Genomic DNA, 24,698 nt, shown 5'->3' on the forward strand with positions numbered 1-24,698 from the left:
TCCCGGCAATTTTGTCTTCAGCTTATTCCTTCCGGCTTTCGGGTCGGGCGTGATCCTACATCCATGTAGGTCACGCCCTCTCGGCGCATCCATGCGCCTCGCCCCGGCCTACAGGAAACGCTTCGGCGATTTTCAGCCGGACCTACGCTCCCTCCGCCTTCAGAATTTTTTGAATAAATTATTTAAATCCTTATTTCATTGCCTAAATGTGGCACGGGGGTTGAGTTCCCGCTGAAATCGGCGAACCGGAGACCGGATGACAAGGGCTGGACGCCAGGGATGGCGGCCAGAGGCGAATCGAGACAGACAAAATTGCTGGGAGCAATTTTGAACAACGCTTGCGTTGGCCCCGAAGGGGCGAGTCCCAGGGACGGGACGAGTAATCACGAGTTGAGCCGACCGCAGGCAGCAGGTCGGGAGGTGAGCGCAGTGCGAAGCACCGATTTCTTGCGGGGCCGCGGGGATTGAAAAGGGGGCCGCGGTGGCCCCCTTTTCCCGTTCACGTGTGATGGAACGTCATATTCTATCCGTCATAAAGTGAACGGAACTTGCCTCTGAAAGGCGAATATGCAATTTCTTTCCAAAGCGCTAAATCATCCCCTCGGCGCATCCCCAAACACAGCATAATCCGGCAGCTGCACCTCCTGATACGGCTCCCATCCCCCGCCAAGCGCTTTATAAAGCGCCACCAGATCCAGCGCGCTCTGTACCCGGGCCTGATCCCGCTGCTGCTGCGCCTGGGCCAGCTGGCGCTGGGCATCAAGCACGTCGATAAAGGTGGCGATCCCCTGACGATAGCTGCTGCTCGCCAGATCGAAAGCGTTTTGCAGCGCATCGATGGTTTTGCTTAATCCCGCCTCCCGCTTCTGGTCGGTGCGGTAGCTGACCAGCGCATTTTCCACATCCCCCAGCGCGGTAAGCACCGTCTGACGATAGTCCAGCACGGCGGCGCCCTGCTGGGCACGGGCGACCTTCACGCTGGAGACCAGCCGTCCGCCCTGGAAGATAGGAATAGAGACCTGCGGCCCGACGCTGTAGAAGTGGCTGCTCCAGTCGGTGAGCCAGCTGGCCTCGCTGTTACGCAGCCCAAACTGGCCGCTGAGGGAGACGCTGGGGAAGAGCTGCGCCACCGACACGCCGATCTGCGCGGTGGCCGCATGCAGATTCGCCTCGGCCTCACGCACGTCCGGACGTCGCCGCGCCAGCGTGGACGGGATCCCGGTGGGGACAATTTCCGGCAACGCGGGCAGCGGTTTGCTGGCCTGCAATTCGCCGTCCAGCGCCCCCGGCGGTTTGCCCAGCAGGATCGCCAGGCCGTTCATCGCCTGCCGCGCCTGGGCTTCATACTGCGGAAGCTGCGCCTCCAGATTGCCGAGCTGGGCGCGGGCGTTCTCCACGTCCATCTGCGGCGACAGGCCGCCGCGCTGGCGGCTGCTGGTCAGATCCAGAGTCTGCTGCGCGCTCTCGATCTGGGTGTTGAGCGTCGCGATGCTGCTCTGGGCACCGCGCAGCTGGAGCCAGGCGCGGGCGACTTCCGCCTCCAGCGACACCAGCGCATCGTTGCGCTGCTCGATAGCCGCCTGCTGCTGAGCGTTGGCGGCTTCAACCTGGCGGCGCACCTTGCCCCACAGATCCAGCTCCCACTGGGCGTCAAAGCTGCCCTGATAGAGGTTAATCGGCTGGGTCAGCGGCCCCAGCGCCCCGCGCAATTCAGGGTCGACATCATCAAGCTGGTCGTACACGCCGTGGGATTTCAGCTCCCCCTCCAGCCCCAGCTGCTGCCGGGTAGCCTGCAGGTTGCCGTTCACCGCCGGGAAGAAGGCGCCGCCCGCCTGGTTGATCTGTTCCCGCGCCCCGGCGATGCGCAGCACGGTTTGCTGTAGCGACAGGTTGCCGGCGATGGCGCGCTCAATCAGGCTGTCCAACTGCGGATCGCCGAAGGATTTCCACCAGCGAGGATTGATGGCGCTCGACGCGGTTTGTGATTTCACGCCGCCATCACCCGGATCGTTCCACTGGCTCGGGGTTTGCGGCGCGGGCTGCTGGTAATCAGGCCCTACGGCACAGCCTGCCAGCAGCAGCATTAACATCAGGGGGCTTAAACGTCGAATCATCAGTGTGCTCCTGCACTCCCCTCGCTCTTAACTGGCGAGAGCAACAAACAAAACGGAATCAGTAAGAGGGCCACCGCGCTCAGAATGGTGAAGACGTCCACGTAGGCCAGGAAACGCGACTGCTCAATCATCGCCTGGTACATGCGCCCGGTGGCGATGCCGGTGGGGTCGCCCACCTGGGTGGTAAAGTTCTGGATCGCCTGGGCCATCTCGCGGATCGTCTGCTGGAACGGCTCATCAAACGCCGAGGTATGCGTGGCGAGATGGGCGCTGTGGGCCTGGGAGCGCTCGGTAATGGCTGCCGTCGAGAGCGAAATACCGATTGACCCCGCTACGTTACGGAACATGGTAAAAAGCGCCGCAGCGTCGGCGTTCAGCCGCCGGGGGATCGAGATAAAGGCGATGGTGGTCAGAGGCACAAACAGGAACCCCAGCCCAATCGACTGGGCGCTGCGGAACAGCACCAGGGTCTCGAAGTCGATATCCGGCGTCAGCGTCCGCGACCAGAAGAAGGCCGTCGCCAGGCAGGCAAAGCCGAAGGCGATGATCCAGCGCGTCTGCACAATCGGCATCAGCTTCAGCACCAGCGGGATGGTCAGCACAATGAGGATCGCGCCGGGCGAGAGCACCAGCCCTGACCAGGTGGCGGTATAGCCCAGGTCCTGCTGCGCCAGCTGCGGGATCACCACCGAACTGCCGTAGAGGATCATCGCCATACCGGCCATCAGCAGGCTGGAGACGGCGAAGTTTTTATCCTTCATGCAGTGCAGATCCACCACCGGCTTTTTGGCATACAGCAGCCAGTAGATGGCGCCGATAATGCCGATCAACGTCAGGACGGCGAAGGTACGCGTAAAGTTCGAGTTAAACCAGTCTTCGTCTTCCCCGCGGTCGAGCATCACCTGCAGGCAGCCGAGGCCAAGGGCGATAAGCCCGATGCCGGTCCAGTCGACGGAGAGTTTCTCCTTCGATTTACTCTCCCAGGGCGGATCTTCCAGCAGCTGATAGATCGCCAGAACGGTCACTATCCCCACCGGAATGTTAATAAAGAACACCCAGCGCCAGGAGTAGTTATCGGTGATCCAGCCGCCGAGCGTCGGCCCCAGCACCGGGGCGACAATAATGGCGATGGACGACAGGCCAAAAGCCTTGCCGCGATCTTCCGGCTTAAAGTAGTCGAGCAGCACCGACTGCTGGGTCGGCTGCAGCCCGCCACCGAAGAAGCCCTGCAGAATACGGAACAGGATGATCTGCCAAAGCTCGGTGGCGATCCCGCACAGGAAGGAGCAGATGGTGAACATCACAATGCAGATCAGGAAGAACTGCTTGCGGCCAAAAAGCCGGCTCAGAAACGCCGAGATGGGGAGCACGATGCCGTTCGCCACCAGATAGCTGGTGAGCACCCAGGTGGATTCGTCATAGCTGGCGGAGAGTGAGCCCGCCACGTGGGGCAGCGCCACGTTCACGATGGTGGTATCAAGGATCTCCATAAACACCGCGAGGGTGACGACGATCGCCACCGCCCACGGGTTGCTGGCGGGCCGCCAGTTTTCATGGCTGTGGTCGGTCATTCCACGGTTACCTTCGGCTCAACCGACAGGCCCAGCGGCAGCGGCTTATTAGGGTCCAGCCCTTTATCAATGACAATTTTCACCGGCACGCGCTGGACGATCTTCACGAAGTTACCGGTGGCGTTCTCCGACGGGAAGGCGGCAAAGCGCGAGCCGCTCCCCTGCTGGATAGAGTCGACATGCCCTTCCAGCTCCATATCCGGCCAGGCGTCCACGCTCAGCGTAACCTTATTCCCGGGGCGCATCCGCTCCAGCTGGGACTCTTTGAAGTTGGCCACCACCCAGATATCGCTCGAAACCAGAGAAAAGAGCGCGGTGCCCGCCTGCACCAGGGTACCGGTCTGGACGTTGCGCTTCGTGATGTAGCCATCAAAGGGAGCACGCACCTGGGTGTAAGAGAGGTTCAGCTCGGCGGTCTCCAGCTGGGCGCGCGCCTGCTCCACCTGACGTTCCCGGGCTTCGACGTTGGTCTCCTGCTGACGAATTTGCAGTTGCACCTGGGAGGCCACCTCAAGCTGCGCTTTGGCGCTGGCTAGCTGGGCCTGGGCGCTGCGCAGCTGGGCATTGGCCGCGTCGATGCTCTGTTGGGTAGTGGCGCGGGGATCGACGCCGCGCTGACGGCGATACTCCGCCTGGGCATTGGCGAGATCGGCCTGGGCTTTAATCACCTGGGCATTCGCTTCGTCGCGCTGGGCGGGATATTGCACTTTCGAGAGGGCAAGCTGCGCCTGGGCCTGATGCAATTGGGCCTCGGCCAGACCCAACTGGGCTTTAGCCTGATCGCGCTGGGCGAGCGTATCCCGGGGATCGATGGTCACCAGCAGATCGCCTTTTTTCACCCGCTGGTTATCCCGCACCCGCAGTTCGGTGACGTAGCCTGCGGTTTTCGGGGCGATGGTGACGGCGTCGCCTTCGGTGAAGGCATCGTCGGTGGTCTCCTGGTTTCGGGTCATCATCCACCAGACCAGGGCCACGATGACCATCACGATCACCACAATACCCAGAATAATCAGCGGTTTTTTGCCGGGGCGTTTACGTTCAGTCTCTTTATTGTCTTTATTATCTGCGTCGTCAGAGGTGTGGTTTTCTTCGGCCATAGAACAGCATCCATCCTGTTAGTGAGCGGTATCACCATTTATACCGCTCACTAAAGTTAGGACGTTGCTATACATTTGCCAGGAAAAACTGACAAAGAGGGCACTATATGAGAAGGAATAATCCGAAACCGACGAACCCGGCCCAGACCAGCATCGGCAGCGACCAGAGATGGAAGCGCCACCAGATACGACGATCGTTTGCCATCCGCAGGGCGATGAGGTTAGCGAGGGATCCCGGCAGCAGACCAAAGCCCCCAACGTTTACCGCCCAGGCCAGCAACGCCGTCGGCGGCACATAGTTCAGCAGCAGAATGGTAGAGGGCACGTTGCTGATAAACTGCGACAGCCCGATGGCGGTCAACCACAGTCCCGGCTGCGACAGATGGGTGACATTTTGCAGTACGCCCTGCAACGCCGGGACCTGAATCAGCAGGTGCACATCGATAAACATCGCCATAAACACCAGCAGTAGCGTCCAGTCGACGCTTATCAGCACCCGACGCGCCAGCAGCAGGAAGCCCCCCGCTACCAGCAGCACTCCCCATGGCTCCTGCTTCAGATCGAGGGCCACCAGAAAGACCAGATAGAGCGCCAGACAACTCCACGCCAGCCGCGGTTTCGCCTGGGCGACGGCGCTGCCGCTGTGGTAGCGCAGCGGCGTTGCCGGGAAAGCAAACCAGCACAGCAGCGCCAGGGTGAGCATCATCACCAGCGCCAGCGGCGCCATCTGCCAGGTAAAGGCGGCGAACGACAGCCCGGAGCGCCCCCATAGCAGGATGTTTTGCGGATTACCAATCGGGGTCAACAGCGACCCGGCGTTAACCGCCAGCGCCTCGAAGATGATCATCCGGTTGACCGGGATTTCGCACAGCTTGCGCAGCGTGAGCGTCAGCGGCACCACGATAAACAGCGCCACATCATTGGTCAGGAAGGTGGAGAGCAGCGCGGCAGAGAAGACCATAAACAGCGCCAGGCGCCGCTCGGTAGCGAAACGGCGCACCATCTTGCGCCCGAGTACGTCAAAAAAGCCGCTCTGCTCGACCCCTTTGGTGAGCATCATCAGTCCGGCGAGGGTAATAATGGTGTGCCAGTCGATGGCGGCAGGCCAGCGCTCAGGTGCGAAGGGCACCAGAAAACTGAGTCCAATCCCGACCACCAGCAACAGATGAAAGAAGCGATCGCGGGCCAGCGCCCGCAGGCCTGGAAAGGTCATTCTGCGGCGGATCCGTGTTTCAGCGTAAAGGCCAGGAACTGCTGCAACGTCTCTTCGCTAACGTGGTGTTCCATCCCCTCAGCATCCCGGCGGGCAATCTCAGGGCTTACGCCCAGCACCAACAGGAAGTTTTCGACAATCTGATGGCGCTCGCGGCTCGCCTGCGCCAGCTTTTCCCCTTCCGGAGTGAGAAAGACGCCGCGCCAGGGGATCATTTCGATCAGGCCCACCGTGGCCAGACGCTTGAGCATTTTTGCCACCGTCGGCTGCGAGACGCCGAGACGCGCCGCCATATCCACCTGACGGGCCTCCCCTACTTCGCGGATCAGATCCGAGATCAGCTCGACATAGTCATCAATCAGTTCGCGGCGATGCGCTTCGCGAACCTGGCGAAAGCCTTCGACATGCTCTTCGACATTGACCAGTTGCGTCATTTTTTTTGTTGTTGGTTTACCTGCACGGCGATTCATTGTGCTTCCTCAATCCGGTGACACATCAAGCGTATCAATGCATAAGCGGCCATTGTAAACCATCGCTACACAAGCACAAAAAATTAACGTAATAGCCATAGCTATACAACATAGCCTGTGCTATATCTGTATGTAATGCAGTCACCCTTCAGGGATCGAAGGGATCAACCCGCAGGAGGTCACATGAACGAATTCAAGAGGTGTATGCGCGTGTTTAGCCACTCTCCCTTTAAGGTACGCTTAATGCTGCTGAATATGATTTGCGACATCATCAACGGCAAGCCAGAGCAGAACAAACCTTCCCACTAAGCGGCGTCGCGGTACGCCGCTTCATTTTTTTGTCATTTATCATCGCTATACTCCCTCGCGGACGGCTATTCCCCGATCTTTTTTACGGAAATGCAGCCCTCTTCGCAAAACACCCCTTTTATATCTGTTGACGTTATACCTTACTGGCTCTATCTTCTTGCAGCCCTGCACTTTTTGCGGCTCGCAGATGCGGACCTCAATCCCCCTTCTACGCATTCTCAGGCAGGTTTTGACCCTTGGCGCCAGGGTGAGCACATGGCGTTTTCGCGATAGTGACCTATGAATTTAACCCTGAAAGAGACGCTCATTACCCGCAGCCGGGCCTTAAGCCCGTGGACCGGATTCTATTTTTTACAGTCGCTGCTGATTAACTTTGCTCTGGGCTACGAATTTAGCCTGCTGTATGCCGTTGCCTTCACCTGTATCCTGCATCTGTTGTGGCTCGGCGCGCCGCGACTGCAGAAAGGGGTGGTTGGGATCTGCTCGCTGGTGGCGGCCATGTATTTCCCGTTTGGTCAGGCCTACGGCGCGCCAAACTTTAATACCCTGCTGGCGATGCACTCCACCAACATGGAAGAGTCGACGGAGATCCTCACCATCTTCCCGTGGTACAGCTATATTGTCGCCCTGTTTATCTTTGCGCTCGGCGTGATTGCCGTGCGCCGTAAGCCCCAGCCCAGAAACGCGTGGAGCAAAATCGACAGCCTGTGCCTGGTCTTCAGCGTGGTGGCCTTTTTCGTCGCCCCGGTGCAGAACCTGGCCTGGGGCGGCGTCTTCAAGCTGAAAGATACCGGCTATCCGGTGTTTCGCTTCGTCAAAGATGTGGTGGTGAACAACCAGGAAGTGGTTGAAGAGCAGGCCCGGATGGCCGAACTGTCACAGATGAAGGACACCTGGAACGTGCTGGGGGTAAAACCGAAGTATCACATCTATATGGTGGTGATCGGTGAAAGTGCCCGCCGCGATGCGCTGGGGGCGTTTGGCGGCCACTGGAATAACACCCCGTTTGCCAGCAAGGTCAACGGCACCCTGTTTACCGATTACATTGCCGCCAGCGGTTCAACCCAGAAGTCGCTGGGGCTGACGCTTAACCGGGTAGTGGATAACAAGCCACAGTATCAGGATAACTTTGTGACCCTCGCCAACCGCGCGGGCTTCCAGAGCTGGTGGTTCTCCAACCAGGGGCAGATCGGGGAATACGATACCGCCATCGCCAGCATTGCCAAACGGGCTGACGAAGTGCATTTCCTGAAAAGCGGTGATTTCGAGGCGGATAAAAATACCCGGGATGAGGCGTTACTGAAGATGACCGAACAGGTCTTCAGCAGCCATCGCACCCAGCCGCAGCTGATCGTTCTGCACCTGATGGGCTCCCACCCGCAGGCCTGCGATCGCACTCAGGGGAAATATGCCGAGTTCGTGCAGTCGAAAGAGACCTCGTGCTATCTCTACACCATGACCCAGACCGATGACCTGCTCAGCAAGCTCTATGCCCAGCTGCAAAACACCGGCGAGAGCTTCTCGATGGTCTATTTCTCCGATCACGGGCTGGCGTTCAAGGAGCGTGGAAAAGAGGTGCAGTATCTGGCGCACGACGACGCTTATCAGCAGAACTTCCAGGTGCCGTTTATGGTGTTGTCGAGCGATGACAAAGCCCATCGCATCATCAAAACGCGCCGCTCGGCGAATGATTTCCTGAGCTTCTTCTCGCAGTGGACGGGGATCACGGCCAAAGAGATCGCGAATAAGTACCGCTTCCTGTCAAACGACAAAGCGCCGCCGGTGTATGTGACCAACTTTAAATTACAGAAAGTGGATTACAACCATCTGGGGACGGATCTCTTTGAGACGAAAAGCCGGTAGGTTGTTAGCCCCCACCTATCGGTCCGCAACCATGGTCTGCTCCCTCTCCCTTGAGGGAGAGGGTTGGGGTGAGGGAGAGCATGCGCCTCGCCCCGGCCTTCCGGAAACGCTTCGGCGATTTTCAGCCGGACCAGGGAGCCGCTGTAAGTTAGCGATTTTTTTTAGAATTTGATCATTGCTGTAGACGCGAAATATTCCTGGTGGCTCTTCAGCGCACAGGGAAGGACAAAACAAAAAAACCCGCCGAAGCGGGTTTTTATATTGGCTCACCGAAGTGATTAGAAGCGGTAACCTACGCCCGCGATCCAGGTGCCAACGTCAACGTTACGGATGCGGCTCTGCTCATAGGAGAAGTCCAGCGCAACGTTTTCAACTGGGTTGAACTGCATACCTGCGCCATAGGAGAAGCCGTAGTCGCTGTTGCTTGCAGTACGGTTGAAGCCCTGGTTTTCAGTCTGCTGGAATTTACCGTAGCCAACACCCACAACACCGTAGATGCTTGCCCAGTCGTTCAGACGGTAAGCCGGGCCAGCGGTGATGCCGTAGTACTGACCTTTGTTGTACGCGCCGTCTTCAGAACGGTCTTTCTCGGTGTAGGTGAAGGAACCGATAACACCCAGTGGGTTGTTATCCTGCTCGTAGCGATATTTCAGGTTGAAACCGTTGGTTTTGTTCATCACGCCCTGCATATCGCTCTGAGCGTAACCGCCAGTAACGGTAGAAGTATCCGCCATTGCGGAACCTGCGGTAACAGCCAGAACTGCCGCCAGTGCTGAAAGACATGCAATTTTTTTCATAACCACCTCAAATGTGCTTCAAGTAAATCCGTAAGTTTTAAATATATCAAAAAAACTTGTGAAACTCTTTGTGATTCATGATGTCTAACGCGGGTTTTCATGTAACTAAACATTTCCACCAGCAGCTATCTTATTCAAAAAACACCAGATTTGTGTTTCAATCAGCTAATTTTGCGCGTCAGTCACAATACATTCATCCAGACGATTCCTAAACTGTTACAGAAATCATCCGCTCGTGTGACGCCATTTTACGGATTTGTGACGACTTTTTTTCAACAAAGTCTCAACCGCCCGGCGTTATTTCCTTTACACTCCTCCTCTTTACTTCCTTTGACACAAACTGACAGGAGAAAGGATGCCTGGGTTGTCTCGCAGGGCGCCGGTCTGGTTGCCCGTCATCGTTATCCTTATTGCTATGCTCTCAATTCAGAGCGGCGCGTCGCTGGCAAAATCGCTCTTTCCGCTAGTGGGTGCCCCTGGCGTGACGGCGCTGCGTATTGCGCTCGGCACCCTCATTCTGGTTGTGATTTTTAAACCCTGGCGGCTGCGCTTTCAGAAGGAGCAGCGCCTGCCCCTGCTGTTTTACGGGCTTTCTCTGGGGGCGATGAACTACCTCTTCTACCTGTCGATTCAGACGGTGCCGCTGGGGATCGCCGTGGCGCTGGAGTTCACCGGCCCGCTAGCGGTAGCCCTTTTCTCCTCCCGACGTCCGGTAGACTTTATCTGGGTGGTGCTGGCGGTGCTCGGGCTATGGTTTCTCCTGCCGCTGGGCCAGGACGTCTCGCACGTTGATCTCACTGGTGCGGCGCTGGCGCTGGGGGCCGGTGCCTGCTGGGCCATCTATATTCTGACCGGACAGCGCGCAGGAGAAGAGCACGGCCCGGCCACGGTCGCCCTCGGATCGCTTATCGCCGCCATTGTTTTCGTTCCGCTGGGGATGGCTCAGGCCACCGAATCGATCTGGCAGTGGTCAATCCTGCCGGTGGGGCTGGCGGTGGCGGTGCTCTCCACCGCGCTCCCCTACTCACTGGAGATGATTGCCTTAACACGCCTGCCGACGCGTATTTTCGGCACCCTGATGAGCATGGAACCGGCGCTGGCGGCAATATCCGGGATGGTGTTTCTTGGCGAATCCCTGACCTTCACCCAGACTCTGGCGCTCTGCTCAATCATTGCCGCCTCGATGGGTTCGACCCTTACCCTGCGCCGGGAGAGTAAAGTCGAAGAGGTGGATATCCGCTAGCAGGCGTTATTTTGCCGGGGAGCGGCTTCCCGGCAAAATATTCCCATTCGCATTAGCGTCATTATTTTGAAATATCTCCCTCCCCTCCCTCAAAGCCCTTAAAAAATAAGATTAATTTACCCGCATATATCCATATTGTTTTATTTTCAATAGGTTACATATAACAACCAACCTTTCACTATTAAACCGATAGGCAGTACCCGGTCGCGCTATCTATAGCCAGTGCTATACTTAATCTCGAAATAACTTTGGACGCCAACATCAAGAGGAAATGAGATTATGCCTACCGCTAAACTGGTAAAAACAAAAGCACCTAATCTGCTGTATACCCGTAACGATGTGTCAGACAGCGATAAGAAAGCGACGATTGAGCTGCTGAATCGCCAGGTGATCCAGTTCATTGACCTGTCTCTGATTACTAAACAGGCTCACTGGAATATGCGCGGTGCCAACTTTATTGCTGTGCATGAGATGCTGGATGGCTTCCGCACTGCACTGACTACCCACCTGGATACCATGGCCGAACGTGCCGTGCAGCTGGGCGGTGTGGCGCTGGGTACTACCCAAGTGATTAACAGCAAAACGCCGCTGAAGAGCTACCCGCTGGATATCCACAGCGTTCAGGACCACCTGAAAGAGCTGGCGGATCGTTATGCCGTGGTCGCTAACGATGTGCGTAAAGCGATTGGCGAAGTGAAAGACGAAGACACGGCGGATATCCTCACCGCGGCTTCCCGCGACCTGGATCAGTTCCTGTGGTTCATCGAATCTAACATCGAGTAATCCATAGCTTTTTGCTATTACACCCTCGCCCTCGGCGGGGGTTTTGCACTTTCATGGTGCAGTCATTTCTCCTCTCCCCCGGCAAACGTAAAGCATTTGTAATAATCACCTCACACAATCGTTAATGAAAGATTGTTTTCTCATCAATATTTGCGCTAAATAGCATAACCGTTAGTGATGGCGTTTCGCTGCACCAAAACAGTGCTTCGTTATGGTGCAACTGACCGCCATTGTGACCTTTTTTGTGCAATGAAATCCGTCCTGGCCTTGCAAAAACAACACGTTGTAAAGTTGGCACGATTTTTTCATAGAGCGTTCGTTCTCGCAGGGGATCGCCCCGTGGATATAAAAGGAAATGCTATGAAGTCTGTATTAAAAGTTTCACTGGCTGCACTTACCCTGGCTTTTGCGGTCTCTTCTCAGGCTGCTGATAAGAAACTGATTGTTGCCACCGACACCGCCTTCGTACCGTTCGAATTTAAACAGGGCGACCAGTACGTTGGTTTTGATGTGGATCTGTGGGCGGCTATCGCCAAAGAACTGAAGCTGGACTACACCCTGAAGCCAATGGACTTCAGCGGTATCGTGCCGGCCCTGCAAACCAAAAACGTTGACCTGGCGCTGGCCGGTATCACCATTACTGACGCACGTAAAAAAGCGATCGACTTCTCTGACGGCTACTACAAAAGCGGCCTGCTGGTGATGGTGAAAGCGGATAACAACGACGTTAAAAGCGTGAAAGATCTCGACGGCAAAGTGGTTGCGGTGAAGAGCGGCACCGGTTCTGTTGATTACGCCAAGGCAAATATCAAATCGAAAGATCTGCGCCAGTTCCCGAACATCGACAACGCCTACATGGAACTCGGCACCAACCGTGCTGACGCCGTGCTGCACGACACGCCAAACATCCTTTACTTCATCAAAACCGCAGGCAATGGCAAGTTCAAAGCGGTAGGTGATTCCCTGGAAGCACAGGAATACGGTATCGCCTTCCCGAAAGGCAGCGACGAGCTGCGTACTAAAGTGAATGGCGCGCTGAAAACCCTGCGCGAGAACGGCACCTACAACGAAATCTATAAAAAATGGTTCGGTACTGAACCTAAATAAAACAGCCTGTTAAACAGGAACTGTACTGCCCGGTGACGCTTGCGTTGACCGGGCCTACAATTGTAACCATCCCCCTGATGGTTAATTGTCTGTTTTCACCACGGTATACAGGAACTCATCATGCAGTTTGACTGGAGCGCCATCTGGCCCGCCATTCCTCTTTTGCTTGAAGGCGCCAAAATGACCCTGTGGATTTCGGTCCTCGGTCTGGTTGGCGGGTTGATTATCGGCCTTGTCGCCGGTTTTGCCCGCACCTACGGCGGCTGGATAGCCAACCACGTAGCGCTGGTTTTCATCGAAGTTATCCGCGGGACGCCGATTGTGGTGCAGGTGATGTTTATCTACTTCGCCCTGCCGATGGCCTTTACCGACCTGCGGATTGACCCGTTCAGCGCGGCGGTGGTCACCATCATGATCAACTCGGGCGCCTATATCGCCGAGATCACCCGCGGTGCGGTACTGTCGATCCACAAAGGCTTCAGCGAGGCCGGTCTGGCGCTGGGTCTCTCCCGTCGCGAAACCATCCGCCACGTGATCCTGCCGCTGGCGCTGCGCCGCATGCTGCCACCGCTGGGTAACCAGTGGATCATCAGCATTAAAGATACCTCCCTGTTCATTGTTATCGGCGTGGCTGAACTGACCCGTCAGGGCCAGGAGATCATTGCCGGTAACTTCCGTGCGCTGGAGATCTGGAGCGCCGTGGCCGTGGTCTATCTGATTATTACACTGGCGCTGAGCTTCGTGCTGCGTCGTCTTGAAAGAAGGATGAAAATCCTGTGATTGAATTTAAAAACGTCTCCAAGCACTTCGGTCAGACCCAGGTGCTGCACAACATCGACCTGACTATTCAGACCGGCGAAGTGGTGGTCATTATCGGGCCGTCCGGCTCCGGCAAATCGACCCTGCTGCGCTGCATCAACAAGCTGGAGGAGATCACCAGCGGCGATCTGATTGTCGATGGCCTGAAGGTTAACGACCCGAAAGTGGACGAGCGCCTGATCCGCCAGGAAGCGGGCATGGTGTTCCAGCAGTTTTATCTCTTCCCGCACCTGACGGCGCTGGAAAACGTGATGTTTGGCCCCCTGCGCGTGCGCGGCGCCGACAAAGCGGCAGCCGAGCGGCTTGCAAAAGAGCTGCTGGCGAAAGTGGGGCTGGCGGAGCGCGGGCATCACTACCCGTCCGAGCTCTCCGGCGGTCAGCAGCAGCGCGTGGCCATCGCCCGTGCGCTGGCGGTGAAACCGAAGATGATGCTCTTCGATGAGCCAACCTCGGCCCTCGACCCGGAACTGCGCCACGAAGTGCTGAAAGTTATGCAGGATCTGGCGGAAGAAGGGATGACTATGGTGATCGTGACCCACGAAATCGGCTTTGCCGAGAAAGTGGCCTCACGCCTGATCTTTATCGACAAAGGCCGTATTGCCGAAGATGGCAATCCGCAGACGTTGATTGAGAACCCACCGAGCCAGCGTTTGCAGGAGTTTTTGCAGCACGTTGCGTAAGTTTTTGCCCTTTGTAAGCCGGGTAGGCGTAGCCGTCACCCGGCTTTTTTATTGCCGGAATTCTCCCAAAAACCCCCCGCCCCCGCGCGCCTTCTATACTTATCACTTTGCACAATTTTGTCACCGGAGGACATCGTGCCGTGGATTTTGCTGCTCCTGATAAGCCTGTTTTGTCTGCCTGCCCAGGCCGTCAGCCTGCCGGGCATTCCCGCCGCCACCGCCAGCGAGCAGAGCACGCCGCCACCGGAGCCGGACGTTGAGCAGAAAAAGGCGGCCTACTCGGCGCTGGCTGATGTGCTGGAAAATGACGCCTCGCGCAAGGAGCTGATCGATCAGCTGCGCAGCGTGGCTGCCACACCGCCTGAGACACCGGTGCCTAAAATAACCCCGCCAGAGATCACCGACGAGAAAACGGTGCTGGAGAACGTCACTGATATCAGCCGTCACTATGGCGATGCCCTCGCCTCCCGTTTCGCCCAGCTCTACCGCAACCTGATCGGCTCCCCGCATAAGGCCTTTAACCCGCAAACCTTCACCGCCGCCGCGCAGCAGTTTCTGATCCTGGCCGGACTGGTCTTTGCCTTTTACTGGATGGTGAGGCTCTGCGCCTGGCCGTTGTACCGCAAAATGGGGAGCTGGGGGCGCAAAAAGAACCGCGAAACCAGCAGCTGGGTTCATCTGCCGCTGACCATCGCCGCGGCCTTTATTATCGATCTGCTGCTGCTGGCGCTAACCCTGTTTATTGGCCAGATGCTGCGTGAGTATCTCAACACCGGCAACCCGACCATTGCCTTCCAGCAGGCGCTGTTCCTCAATGCCTTCGCGCTGATTGAATTCTTTAAAGCGATCCTGCGGTTGATATTTTGCCCGCGGGTGCCCGATCTACGACCTTTCGCCATTAACGACAGCGCCGCGCAGTACTGGTCGCTACGCCTGAGTATTCTGAGCGGCCTTATCGGCTATGGCCTGCTGGTAGCGGTGCCGATTATCTCCAATCAGGTCAACGTGCAGATTGGCGCTCTGGCCAACGTGCTGATCATGCTCTGTATTACCGTCTGGGCGCTGTACCTGATCTTTCATAACAAGCGCGCCATTACCGAAGGGCTGCTCCACCTTGCCGACCGTTCGCTGGCCTTCTTCAGCCTGTTTATTCGCGCTTTCGCGCTGGTGTGGCACTGGCTGGCGAGCGCCTATTTTATTGTGCTCTGCTTCTTCTCCCTCTTCGATCCGGGCAACAGCCTGAAATTTATGATGGGGGCGACCTTCCGCAGCCTGGCCATCGTCGGCATTGCCGCCTTCGTGTCGGGGCTGCTCTCGCGCTGGCTGGCTAAAACCATCACCCTCTCGCCGCACGTGCAGCGCAGCTATCCGGAGCTGCAAAAACGGCTCAACGGCTGGATCTCCGTGTCGCTGAAGGTGGCGCGGTTCCTGACAGTCTGCGTCGCCATTATGCTGCTGCTCAGCGCCTGGGGGTTGTTCGACTTCTGGAACTGGCTGCACAACGGCGCAGGGGAAAAGACGGTCGATATTCTGATCCGTATCGCGCTGATCCTCTTCTTCTCCGCCATCGGCTGGACGATCCTGGCGAGCCTGATCGAGAACCGGCTGGCGTCAGATATTCATGGCCGGCCACTGCCCAGCGCCCGCGCCCGAACGCTGCTGACGCTGTTCCGCAACGCGCTGGCGGTGGTCATCAGCACCATTACCATCATGATTGTGCTCTCGGAAATTGGCGTCAACATCGCCCCGCTGCTGGCCGGTGCCGGGGCGCTGGGGCTGGCGATCTCTTTTGGCTCCCAGACGCTGGTGAAGGACATCATCACCGGGATCTTTATTCAGTTTGAAAACGGGATGAATACCGGGGATCTGGTGACCATCGGGCCGCTGACCGGCACGGTGGAGCGGATGTCGATTCGTTCGGTGGGGGTGCGGCAGGATACCGGGGCGTATCACATTATTCCGTGGTCATCGATCACTACCTTCGCCAACTTTGTCCGCGGCATCGGGTCGGTGGTGGCGAACTATGACGTGGACAGGCATGAAGATGCCGAAAAAGCGAAAGACGCGCTGAAAGCGGCGGTGGATGAGCTGCTGGAGAGGGAGGATATTCGCGGGCTGATTATCGGCGAGCCGTCGTTTGCCGGGATTGTCGGCCTGACCAGCACCGCCTTTACCCTGCGCGTGTCGTTCACCACCCAGCCGCTGAAACAGTGGACGGTGCGTTTCGCCCTCGACAGCATGGTGAAAAAACACTTTGACCAGGCGAACGTGCGGATGCCGGTGCAGATGTATCAGCTGCTGCCGTCGCCGGGCCCGACACCACCGTCACCGCAGGAGCCCACCCTGTAGCCCCGGTAAGCGCAGCGCCACCGGGGAGAAGCGGTTAACGCTGGCGGCGTTTGGCGTTGTCCATAAAGGTCCAGGCGATAAAGCGGCTCTGCTTCTGTCCCTGGGCCATTTCTTTTTTCACCACTTTCACCGCGCCGACGTCGGTCAGGGCGCGGTAGAGCGGCGGCAGGTTTTCGCTGCGAGAGACCAGGGTAGTAAACCACTTCACCTGACGGGCAAACTGGGCGCTTTCGGCAATCATCTTCGTGATAAAGGCCACTTCGCCGCCTTCGCACCACAGCTCCTGCTGCTGGCCGCCGAAGTTCAGCGCGGCATCGGCCGCCTGGCCGAGGTTGCGACGCTTACGCTCGCTGCCCGCCCGGGCGGATTCAGCGGAATCATGGAACGGCGGATTACACAGGGTGGCATCGTACTGTTCGTTTTTATGGATAATACCCGTGAAGATTGCCGAGGCCTCTTTCTGACGACGCAGACGGATGGCGCGGCTCATGCCGGGGTTACCGTTAATGATGGCCGTGGCGTTGGCAAACGCCTGCGGGTCCACTTCACTGCCGGTAAAGCGCCAGCCATATTCATGCACACCAATCAGCGGGTAAATGAGGTTCGAGCCGGTGCCAATATCCAGGAGGGTTGCCTCTGCGGGAGCGACGCCGTTGTTACCCTCCGCCAGCAGATCGGCGAGATGGTGAATGTAGTCGGCACGCCCCGGCACCGGTGGGCAGAGATAGCCGTCCGGAATATCCCACTGCGACACCCCGTAGAAATGCATCAGCAGCGCTTTATTCAGCGTCTTCACCGCCTGTGGATCGGCAAAGTTCACCGTTGGCTCGCCTGTGGGCGTCTGGGTGATAAATTCGCGCAGCGCCGGACAGCTCTCGCATAAGGCATTCATGTCGTAACGGCTACGGTGGCGGTTGCGAGGATGCAACCCCGGCTTCTGGGATGTCATGGCGTTCTCCTGTAAACAGCGGCGTAAGATACCCGTTGCGGGCGCAACGGTAAATATTTCTCTGCGCCACAGAATAAAACACCAGAAATCAGTCACCTGTATGTCGCTGATTTGTCATGGAATTGTCAAAAAATGTCGTTCAAAAAATAAGCAGATCATCATCAATTTTTTGCCCTAAATCACGCTCTGAGCCGTTCTACACTTACTGTGCATCACCCGTTGTCAATCAGAGGAAGTGATTATGAAAAAATACCTGGTAATGCTCGCTGCCGCTTCACTGGCAGGTGCGTCGTTTGCTGCATGGTCAATCGAATCACTCAGCAATGGCGATACCGGTCAACTGAGACCCGCCGGAACCGTGCAGGCTTCTGGCGCAAGAAACCTTGACGATCTGCAGGACAAACTGGCTGAGAAAGCGCGTGAACAAGGTGCTAAAGGCTTTGTGGTAAATTCTGCCAGCGGCGACAACACCATGTTCGGTACCGCCACGATTTACAAGTAATCCCCCGCTCTGCACTGCATACTGCATCCCCCGGGGTGCAGTTCATTTTTTGCCCAAAATCCACTTTGTGAAGTTTTTTAGCAGGCAATGTAAATTTACGTATTTCATTTTGTTGACGAGAGTGATAAAAAGTGACGCCAAATGATAATGTTTATCACAATAATTATCATTTGTAGGCTCATTACGGTTATAGCGTGGCACAGGATAAGGCGCAGACCTGCCTGACAACGTAATGAAAACTCAATACTAAAAATTATAAGTCGCTAAACAATATGGATAAAAATCGCAACGTTCCGAACAGCTTTAACTCGCTGACCTTTTTTGCGGGTCTGTGTATCGGCCTTTCCCCGGTGGCGACAGCGCTTGCCGCAGACAGCACGGATAACAAACCTGACGATACCCTGGTGGTGGAGGCCGCCCAGCCTTCGCTCTATGCCCCGCAGAAATCTGCCGACGCCAAATTCAGTCGCCCGGTGGCAGACACCACCCGTACCATGACGGTGATCTCCGAGCAGGTGCTGAAGGATCAGGGCACCACCAATCTGACCGACGCGTTGAAAAACGTTCCGGGTGTTGGCGCCTTTTTCGCCGGTGAAAACGGCAACTCCACCACCGGCGACGCGGTCTACATGCGCGGCGTGGATACCTCGAACAGCATCTACGTTGACGGTATTCGCGACATCAGCACCACCACCCGTGACACCTTCAACACCGAACAGGTGGAAGTGATCAAAGGGCCGTCCGGCAGCGATTACGGACGCAGCGCCCCGAGCGGCTCGATCAATATGATCAGCAAACAGCCGCGTCTGGATTCCGGTATTGATGCCTCTGCCAGCATTGGCAGCGCCTATATGCGCCGTGGAACCCTCGATATTAACCAGGTGATGGGCGATACCTCGGCGTTTCGTCTGAACCTGATGGGTGAAAAAACTCACGATGAAGGGCGCGATAACGTTAAAAACGAGCGCTACGGCGTGGCCCCTTCCCTCGCCCTGGGGCTGGGAACGGAAAACCGCCTCTACCTGAACTACCTGCATGTCACCCAGCACAACACTCCGGATGGCGGGATCCCGACTATCGGGTTGCCGGGCTACTCTGCCCCCTCGGCGGGCACCGCGGCGCTGAATCACTCCGGCAAGGTGAACACCAGCAACTTCTACGGCACCGATTCCGATTATGACGATTCTACGTCTGACACCGCCACGATGCGCTTTGAGCACGACTTTAACGACAACACCACCCTGCGCAACACCACGCGCTGGTCGCGGGTGAAGCAGGATTATCTGATGACCGCCGTAATGGGTGGCGCCAGCAACATCACCCAGCCTGACCGTAATAATGTGGACACCTGGACCTGGTCGCGCCTCGCCAACACCAAAGATGTCAGCAATAAGATCCTGACCAACCAGACCAACCTGACCACTAAATTCTATACCGGCAGCGTCGGCCACGATATCAGTACCGGAGTGGAGTTCACCCGTGAAACCCAGACCAACTACGGCGTGGATGCCATCACCCCGCCGCCGGTCAATATCTATCATCCGAACAGCAACGTCGATATTGGCGGTCTGAATAACAATGGCGCTAATGCCAATGGCCGGACCGATACCTTCGGTCTGTACGCCTTCGATACGTTGCAGGTCACCCGTGATTTCGAGCTGAACGGCGGGATTCGTCTCGATACCTACCATACCGACTATGACAGCGCCAGCATTTGCGGCGGCACGGGGCGTGGAGCTGTGGCCTGCCCGGCCGGCACGCCGAAAGGTTCCCCGGTCACGACGATCGATACCGCCACCTCCGGTAACCTGGTCAACTGGAAGGCTGGGGCGCTTTATCACCTGAACGAATACGGCAACGTCTATGTGAACTACGCCATCTCCCAGCAGCCGCCAGGCGGCAATAACTTCGCGCTGGCCCAGGGCGGAACAGGCAGCAGCGCCAACCGCACCGACTTTAAGCCGCAGAAGGCCAAAACCAGCGAGCTGGGTACCAAATGGCAAGTGCTCGATAAGCGTCTGCTCCTGACCGCGGCAGTCTTCCGCACCGACATCGAAAACGAAGTCGAGCAGAACGACGACGGCACTTACTCCCAGTACGGTAAAAAACGCGTCGAAGGCTATGAGCTGTCGGCAGCCGGTAACATCACCCCGGCCTGGCAGGTGATCGGCGGCTATACCCAGCAGCGCGCCAGCGTGCGCACCGGCAATGACGTGGCGCAGGATGGCACCTCATCTCTGCCCTATACCCCGGAACATGCCTTCACCCTGTGGAGCCAGTACCAGGCCACGGACGATCTCTCCGTTGGCGCAGGCGCCCGCTATATCGGCAGCATGCACCGCGGCGCTGACGGCGCGGTGGGTACGCCGTCGTTCACCGAAGGGTACTGGGTGGCGGATGCCAAACTGGGCTATCGCGTCAACCGCAACCTCGACATGCAGCTCAACGTCTACAACCTGTTTGATGAAGACTATGTCGCCTCCATCAACAAGAGCGGCTACCGTTACCATCCGGGCGAGCCGCGCACCTTTATGTTAACGGCGAACATGCACTTCTGATCCTCTGGGGGGCATGGCTCCCCATGCTTCAGTGCACGTCTGATCCGCGTGGGGCTTTAGCCCCACGCTTCGGAGAATTATTATGATGTATCACATTCCGGGCGTGCTGAACGCCGATGAGGTAGCGCACTTTTGCGCCCAACTGGAGCAGGCCCCGTGGATTGACGGGCGCGCCACGGTAGGCAACCAGGGGGCGCAGGTTAAAAACAACCAGCAGGTAGACACCCAAAGCCCGCTGTATGCCACGCTACAGGCCGCGGTATTGCAGGCGGTGAATCAGCACCCGCTCTTTTTTGCCGCCGCTCTGCCGCGCCAGATCTCAAGCCCGCTGTTTAACCGCTACCAGCAGCAGGAGACCTACGGTTTTCACGTTGACGGCGCCGTGCGAAGCCATCCGCAAAGCGGCTGGATGCGGACCGATCTCTCCGCCACCCTCTTTTTAAGCGACCCCGACAGCTACGAGGGCGGCGAGCTGGTGGTGAACGACACCTACGGCCAGCACAGCGTCAAGCTCCCGGCGGGCGATCTGGTGCTCTATCCCTCCAGCAGCCTGCACTGCGTCACGCCGGTCACCCGCGGCGTGCGGGTAGCCTCCTTTATGTGGATCCAGTCGATGATCCGCGACGATAAAAAGCGCGGCATGCTGTTCGAGCTGGATCGCAACATCCAGACCCTTCGTGCCCGTCACGGCGAAAGCGACGAAGTGCTCTCCCTGCTGAATCTCTATCACAACCTGCTGCGTGAATGGTCTGAAATCTAGCCGTTCGCCTTGATTGTACGTTTTTTGGCCCCATAGTTACTGAACAGCGCAATAACCTGTCAGGAGGGGTCTATGGCTTCCGGTTGGGCGAATGATGATGCCGTTAACGAACAGATCAACAGTACCATTGAAGATGCAGTGGCGCGGGCGCGGGGCGAAATTCCGCGAGGCGAGAGCCTGAAATTCTGCGAAGAGTGTGAAGAGCCGATCCCCGAAGCGCGGCGCAAGGCGGTGCCTGGCGTGCGGCTTTGCATCGCCTGTCAGCAGGAGAAAGATTCACATAATGCATCACACGCAGGATATAATCGCAGAGGATCGAAAGACAGCCAGTTACGCTGACTGCTATGCTGGCTATGAGGCCACGCAAGCGATTACTTTTTTGTGCACGAATTTTAGCCCCTGGTTTGGCAAAATGTGCCCTCTCCGTCCCGTCTGTAAAGCGCAACGGTAAGAAACGTAAATCCATTCACTGAATTTATTAATATTCAATAACTTATTTGTCATTCAAATTTTTCGAAGGATGACGTCAATTCTCTTCGATTTTATCTCTCGCAAAAAAGCGTGATACTTATCACATCGACGGAACAACGTCCCCTTAACAGAATAACCTGCGAGATACTGACCATGAAAACCATCAAATATGCTGTCGCTGCTGTTGCCCTGACCACTCTCTCTTTCAGTGCTTTCGCTGCGGAATCTGTGACCGCTGCCCAGGCAAACAGCATGAATAAAATCGGTGTGGTCAGTGCAGAAGGCGCGACCACGCTGGATGGCCTGGAAGCACGTCTGGCGGCGAAAGCTGAAGCCGCGGGCGCGACCGGTTACACCATTACCTCCGCTAATACCAACAACAAGCTGAGCGGCACTGCGGTTATCTACAAATAACCTGACCCTTATCTCTGCTCTGCTCGCCGGTCCGCTGGCGAGATGTTCCAACCCTCATTGACCCTGTTGTTATTTTTTTGGCCCGTCCATCGCTGGACGGGCCTTTTTTTAGTTAAAAACTCCGGTTAACCCGCGCCAGACCGGCCTCCACCGTCTCCACCTGGCCGCTCGCCAGCAGGCAACAGGCCATCTGCAGCTTCAGGGAGTGCGGCACCGCTTCGCGCCCGGCGAGGCAGCCCTCAATCCAGCGAGCCGTGGTTTCAGCATCCTTCGCTTGCGGCAGAACAACGTCGCTGTTCTCTTCGCCGCGCTCCAGCACCACCCGGGTGCCCGCAGCATCAATCAGCGTTAGCTGCGGACAGCGCTGCGGGTTGGCATAGACTTCGCCTTCCGTCCCGTGCATCAGAAGCCCTCTGCCACCGATATCGGCAAAAAATGTCGCCACGCGGGTGACATATTCCGGGTGCGACACGCTGGAAAGGCGGAGCGCGGCATCTTCTGAAAACGGCGTCGCCAGCTTCGCCAGGGTATGGGCGCTGTTACGCACCCCCATACGCCAGCGCATCGCCAGCTGTTTTTCCAGCGGCGGACAGAGAGTACTCACCGGGATATAGACCGGATGATGCCCATCCAGCTTCGCCTGCGCCTGGCCGCCGTGACGGGTCGGCTCAATGCCCAGCAGGGTGAAAATGGTTTCCGTCAGCACGCGGGTCGGATCTTCACTCACGCCGTGCACCACCACCGGGAAACCCAGCTTATGCAGCAGGATCGCCAGCAGCGGGGTCAGGTTGGCTTGCTTACGCGCCCCGTTATAACTTGGGATCACCACCGGCATCGGCTTTGCGACCGGGGGCGTCAGGCGCAGGGTTTGTGCCTGCATCGCCTCATAGAAGCCCCGCATTTCGCCTTCGCCCTCACCCTTAATGCGCAGCGCAATCAAAATGCCGCCCATCTCCAGGTCCGGCACCTCGCCGTTCAGCATCGCGGTATAGAGGGCCCGGGCGGTCTCCTGATCCAGGTCGCGGGCATGATTTTTCCCTCGACCGACCTCTTTAATAATTTTGCGATAATCCACGATCGTTCTCCTTGTGACATCTTATTAACACTATAGCGTTGATAAGGGGCCATCGAACAGACATTTCTCTTATCGCTATCGGGTAAAATCAAAATTAACTTGTTGTATTTTCAGTAAAAATTATATTGCAACCGCTAATGAAATTACTATTGACCAGGCCAATGTTTATTAATTTGCAATAAATTACGTAAATTAGCCCCCGATAAAAAGTCGCCCCGCTTTTTTCCAAAAATTAATCACAACGGATGTTATAAACACCGGAATTCACTCAGGAATTATTATGCGTAAAATTGTCTCCGGCACCTTTATTGCCACTGCATTATGTTGTTCTGTCTCTGCCTGGGCTGCAACCAGCGGCGAGGGGCAAATTAATTTTACGGGTGAGATCATTGATTCCGCCTGCCAGGTGGTCAATGGCGTCAGCAGCCCGCTGGATGTGTCCCTTGGCAAAGTGTCACAAACGGCCTTCACCGGTTCTGGTTCCACCACCGGCACCATCCGATTTGATATTCAACTGAAAGACTGCCCGGAAACCATCACCAGCGCGGCCATCACCTTTGGTGGCTCCGCTGACGGCACCAACGCCAACGTGCTGGCCGTCACCCCAGGCACCGGTGCGGCAACCGGCGTGGGTATTCAGCTGCTGGATAAAACCGAAAATCCGCTGAGCCTCTATACCGCCTCGACCAGCTATACCCTGCAGTCTGGCACCACTACCAACGATCTGGTATTTGGCGCACGCTATATCCAGACCGGCAGCACCATCACCGCCGGTCCGGCGAATGCCGTCTCCACCTTTACCGTAATGTACAACTAATCCTGTTACGCCTGGCCCCTGCGGCCAGGCGCTGTCAGCTTTATTCAGAGTCCCACCATGCGTAAATCTATTTTCATCGCCTCCCTGTTAGTCATGACCACCGCCGCTCACGCCGGGGTGATTATCGAAGGGACCCGTTTAATTTATCAGGGAGATAAAAAAGAAGCGTCGTTAGGGATTTCCAACCCGGATAACCTCGACTACCTGGTGCAGTCCTGGGTAGAGAACGTTGATGCCGGGCGGGATAAAGCGCCGTTTCTTATCACCCCGCCGCTGTTTCGCCTCGATGGCAGACAGGACAACGTCCTGCGCGTCGTGCGCACCGGGGGCAATCTGCCAGCCGATCGCGAATCGCTCTACTGGCTGAATATTAAATCTATCCCCTCTACCTCCCCGAACGAGAGCAGCAACACCCTGCAAATCGCCATTAAAACGCGGATCAAACTGATCTACCGTCCGAGAGGAGTGAGCGGCAAGCCGGATGAGGTGGCAGATAAATTACGCTGGCATAAACAGGGGAATAACCTGGTGGTGAGCAACCCGACACCGTTTTACATGAACTTCCAGTCCATCACCGTAGGCGGCAAAAAAGTCAGCAATGTCACCTGGGTGGCTCCCGACAGCGACGCGCACTTTGCCGTGCCGGGCGGCATCACCGGCAACACGGTTTCCTGGAAAATTATCAACGATTATGGCGCGGTGAGCCACGCCCTGTCTGCACCACTGCAATAAGCCCG

At 57.0% G+C, this 24,698-nt stretch carries 23 protein-coding genes; 15 read left to right on the forward strand and 8 right to left on the reverse strand.

The features are described 5' to 3' along the window. Positions 1-593 precede the first annotated feature (593 nt). The 5 genes from B3X29_RS04990 to mntR form a co-directional block, all read right to left on the reverse strand. Entirely contained in the window at positions 594-2,117 is a 1,524-nt protein-coding gene (locus B3X29_RS04990) for an efflux transporter outer membrane subunit (protein ID WP_201304726.1), read from the reverse strand. Next, the gene (locus B3X29_RS04995; protein ID WP_159339252.1) at positions 2,114-3,685 is read right to left on the reverse strand and encodes a DHA2 family efflux MFS transporter permease subunit; all 1,572 of its coding nucleotides are present in this window, start codon (positions 3,683-3,685) and stop codon (positions 2,114-2,116) included. The genes B3X29_RS04990 and B3X29_RS04995 overlap by 4 nt, the downstream gene beginning before the upstream one ends. Beyond that, on the reverse strand, positions 3,682-4,782 hold the full coding sequence (locus B3X29_RS05000) for an HlyD family secretion protein (RefSeq protein WP_156654146.1): 1,101 nt from the start codon (positions 4,780-4,782) through the stop codon (positions 3,682-3,684). Before B3X29_RS05000 ends, B3X29_RS04995 begins: the two co-directional genes overlap by 4 nt. Before the next feature lie 103 nt (positions 4,783-4,885). Then, positions 4,886-5,995, reverse strand: a complete 1,110-nt coding sequence (locus B3X29_RS05005) for an anion transporter (protein ID WP_159339253.1) — start codon at positions 5,993-5,995, stop codon at positions 4,886-4,888. After that, entirely contained in the window at positions 5,992-6,465 is a 474-nt protein-coding gene (gene mntR, locus B3X29_RS05010; RefSeq protein ID WP_103178799.1) for a manganese-binding transcriptional regulator MntR, read from the reverse strand. Before mntR ends, B3X29_RS05005 begins: the two co-directional genes overlap by 4 nt. A 183-nt stretch (positions 6,466-6,648) precedes the next feature. Between mntR and mntS the strand changes: the two genes are divergently transcribed. Both mntS and B3X29_RS05020 read left to right on the forward strand, forming a co-directional pair. Then, on the forward strand, positions 6,649-6,774 hold the full coding sequence (gene mntS / locus B3X29_RS05015; RefSeq protein WP_103178798.1) for a manganase accumulation protein MntS: 126 nt from the start codon (positions 6,649-6,651) through the stop codon (positions 6,772-6,774). Positions 6,775-7,053: 279 nt separating this feature from the next. Beyond that, on the forward strand, positions 7,054-8,637 hold the full coding sequence (locus B3X29_RS05020) for a phosphoethanolamine transferase (protein ID WP_159339254.1): 1,584 nt from the start codon (positions 7,054-7,056) through the stop codon (positions 8,635-8,637). 278 nt (positions 8,638-8,915) lie between these two features. On the opposite strand, the gene ompX is transcribed toward B3X29_RS05020, so the two are convergent. Continuing rightward, complete coding sequence (gene ompX / locus B3X29_RS05025; RefSeq protein ID WP_103178796.1) at positions 8,916-9,434, reverse strand: outer membrane protein OmpX; 519 nt, start codon at positions 9,432-9,434, stop codon at positions 8,916-8,918. A 355-nt stretch (positions 9,435-9,789) separates the two neighbouring features. Between ompX and rhtA the strand changes: the two genes are divergently transcribed. The 6 genes from rhtA (at position 9,790) to ybiO (ending at position 16,415) form a co-directional block, all read left to right on the forward strand. Beyond that, the gene (gene rhtA / locus B3X29_RS05030; protein WP_156654142.1) at positions 9,790-10,677 is read left to right on the forward strand and encodes a threonine/homoserine exporter RhtA; all 888 of its coding nucleotides are present in this window, start codon (positions 9,790-9,792) and stop codon (positions 10,675-10,677) included. A 279-nt stretch (positions 10,678-10,956) separates the two neighbouring features. Next, complete coding sequence (dps, locus tag B3X29_RS05035) at positions 10,957-11,460, forward strand: DNA starvation/stationary phase protection protein Dps (RefSeq protein ID WP_103178794.1); 504 nt, start codon at positions 10,957-10,959, stop codon at positions 11,458-11,460. A gap of 360 nt (positions 11,461-11,820) precedes the next feature. Next, positions 11,821-12,567, forward strand: coding sequence for a glutamine ABC transporter substrate-binding protein GlnH (glnH, locus tag B3X29_RS05040; RefSeq protein WP_103178793.1), 747 nt, complete (start codon positions 11,821-11,823; stop codon positions 12,565-12,567). A gap of 120 nt (positions 12,568-12,687) precedes the next feature. Then, positions 12,688-13,347, forward strand: coding sequence for a glutamine ABC transporter permease GlnP (gene glnP, locus B3X29_RS05045; RefSeq protein WP_039029408.1), 660 nt, complete (start codon positions 12,688-12,690; stop codon positions 13,345-13,347). Continuing rightward, a complete protein-coding gene (glnQ, locus tag B3X29_RS05050) occupies positions 13,344-14,066 on the forward strand; it encodes a glutamine ABC transporter ATP-binding protein GlnQ (RefSeq protein ID WP_103178792.1) in 723 nt (240 codons plus the stop codon). Before glnP ends, glnQ begins: the two co-directional genes overlap by 4 nt. 135 nt (positions 14,067-14,201) lie before the next feature. Next, positions 14,202-16,415, forward strand: coding sequence for a mechanosensitive channel protein (ybiO, locus tag B3X29_RS05055; protein WP_156654140.1), 2,214 nt, complete (start codon positions 14,202-14,204; stop codon positions 16,413-16,415). A 34-nt stretch (positions 16,416-16,449) separates the two neighbouring features. Here the strand turns inward: ybiO and rlmF are convergent, their stop codons facing one another. After that, the gene (gene rlmF, locus B3X29_RS05060) at positions 16,450-17,364 is read right to left on the reverse strand and encodes a 23S rRNA (adenine(1618)-N(6))-methyltransferase RlmF (protein WP_159339256.1); all 915 of its coding nucleotides are present in this window, start codon (positions 17,362-17,364) and stop codon (positions 16,450-16,452) included. Positions 17,365-17,605: 241 nt separating this feature from the next. On the opposite strand from rlmF, the gene mcbA reads away from it, so the two are divergent. From mcbA to ybiJ, 5 genes are all read left to right on the forward strand, one after another. Next, the gene (mcbA, locus tag B3X29_RS05065) at positions 17,606-17,866 is read left to right on the forward strand and encodes a DUF1471 family periplasmic protein McbA (RefSeq protein WP_156654138.1); all 261 of its coding nucleotides are present in this window, start codon (positions 17,606-17,608) and stop codon (positions 17,864-17,866) included. Between the two features lie 272 nt (positions 17,867-18,138). Continuing rightward, on the forward strand, positions 18,139-20,424 hold the full coding sequence (locus tag B3X29_RS05070) for a catecholate siderophore receptor Fiu (protein ID WP_290511850.1): 2,286 nt from the start codon (positions 18,139-18,141) through the stop codon (positions 20,422-20,424). Between the two features lie 82 nt (positions 20,425-20,506). Continuing rightward, on the forward strand, positions 20,507-21,184 hold the full coding sequence (gene ybiX / locus B3X29_RS05075; RefSeq protein WP_156654137.1) for a PKHD-type hydroxylase YbiX: 678 nt from the start codon (positions 20,507-20,509) through the stop codon (positions 21,182-21,184). 72 nt (positions 21,185-21,256) lie between these two features. Next, positions 21,257-21,523, forward strand: coding sequence for a DksA/TraR family C4-type zinc finger protein (locus B3X29_RS05080; RefSeq protein ID WP_039029401.1), 267 nt, complete (start codon positions 21,257-21,259; stop codon positions 21,521-21,523). A gap of 285 nt (positions 21,524-21,808) precedes the next feature. Then, positions 21,809-22,069 (forward strand): DUF1471 family protein YbiJ, encoded by a 261-nt coding sequence (ybiJ, locus tag B3X29_RS05085; RefSeq protein WP_159339258.1) that lies wholly within the window; start codon positions 21,809-21,811, stop codon positions 22,067-22,069. Between the two features lie 112 nt (positions 22,070-22,181). Here ybiJ and ybiB read toward each other — a convergent pair whose 3' ends face one another. Beyond that, positions 22,182-23,144 (reverse strand): DNA-binding protein YbiB, encoded by a 963-nt coding sequence (ybiB, locus tag B3X29_RS05090; protein WP_156654136.1) that lies wholly within the window; start codon positions 23,142-23,144, stop codon positions 22,182-22,184. A gap of 280 nt (positions 23,145-23,424) precedes the next feature. Between ybiB and B3X29_RS05095 the strand changes: the two genes are divergently transcribed. Both B3X29_RS05095 and B3X29_RS05100 read left to right on the forward strand, forming a co-directional pair. Beyond that, positions 23,425-23,961, forward strand: coding sequence for a fimbrial protein (locus B3X29_RS05095; protein ID WP_103178783.1), 537 nt, complete (start codon positions 23,425-23,427; stop codon positions 23,959-23,961). A gap of 57 nt (positions 23,962-24,018) precedes the next feature. Continuing rightward, a complete protein-coding gene (locus B3X29_RS05100) occupies positions 24,019-24,693 on the forward strand; it encodes a fimbrial biogenesis chaperone (protein WP_159339259.1) in 675 nt (224 codons plus the stop codon). Positions 24,694-24,698: the final 5 nt, after the last annotated feature.

The organism is Leclercia sp. UBA5076 (assembly GCF_002416465.1).
In the GTDB taxonomy this organism is placed as follows: Bacteria; Pseudomonadota; Gammaproteobacteria; order Enterobacterales; family Enterobacteriaceae; genus Enterobacter.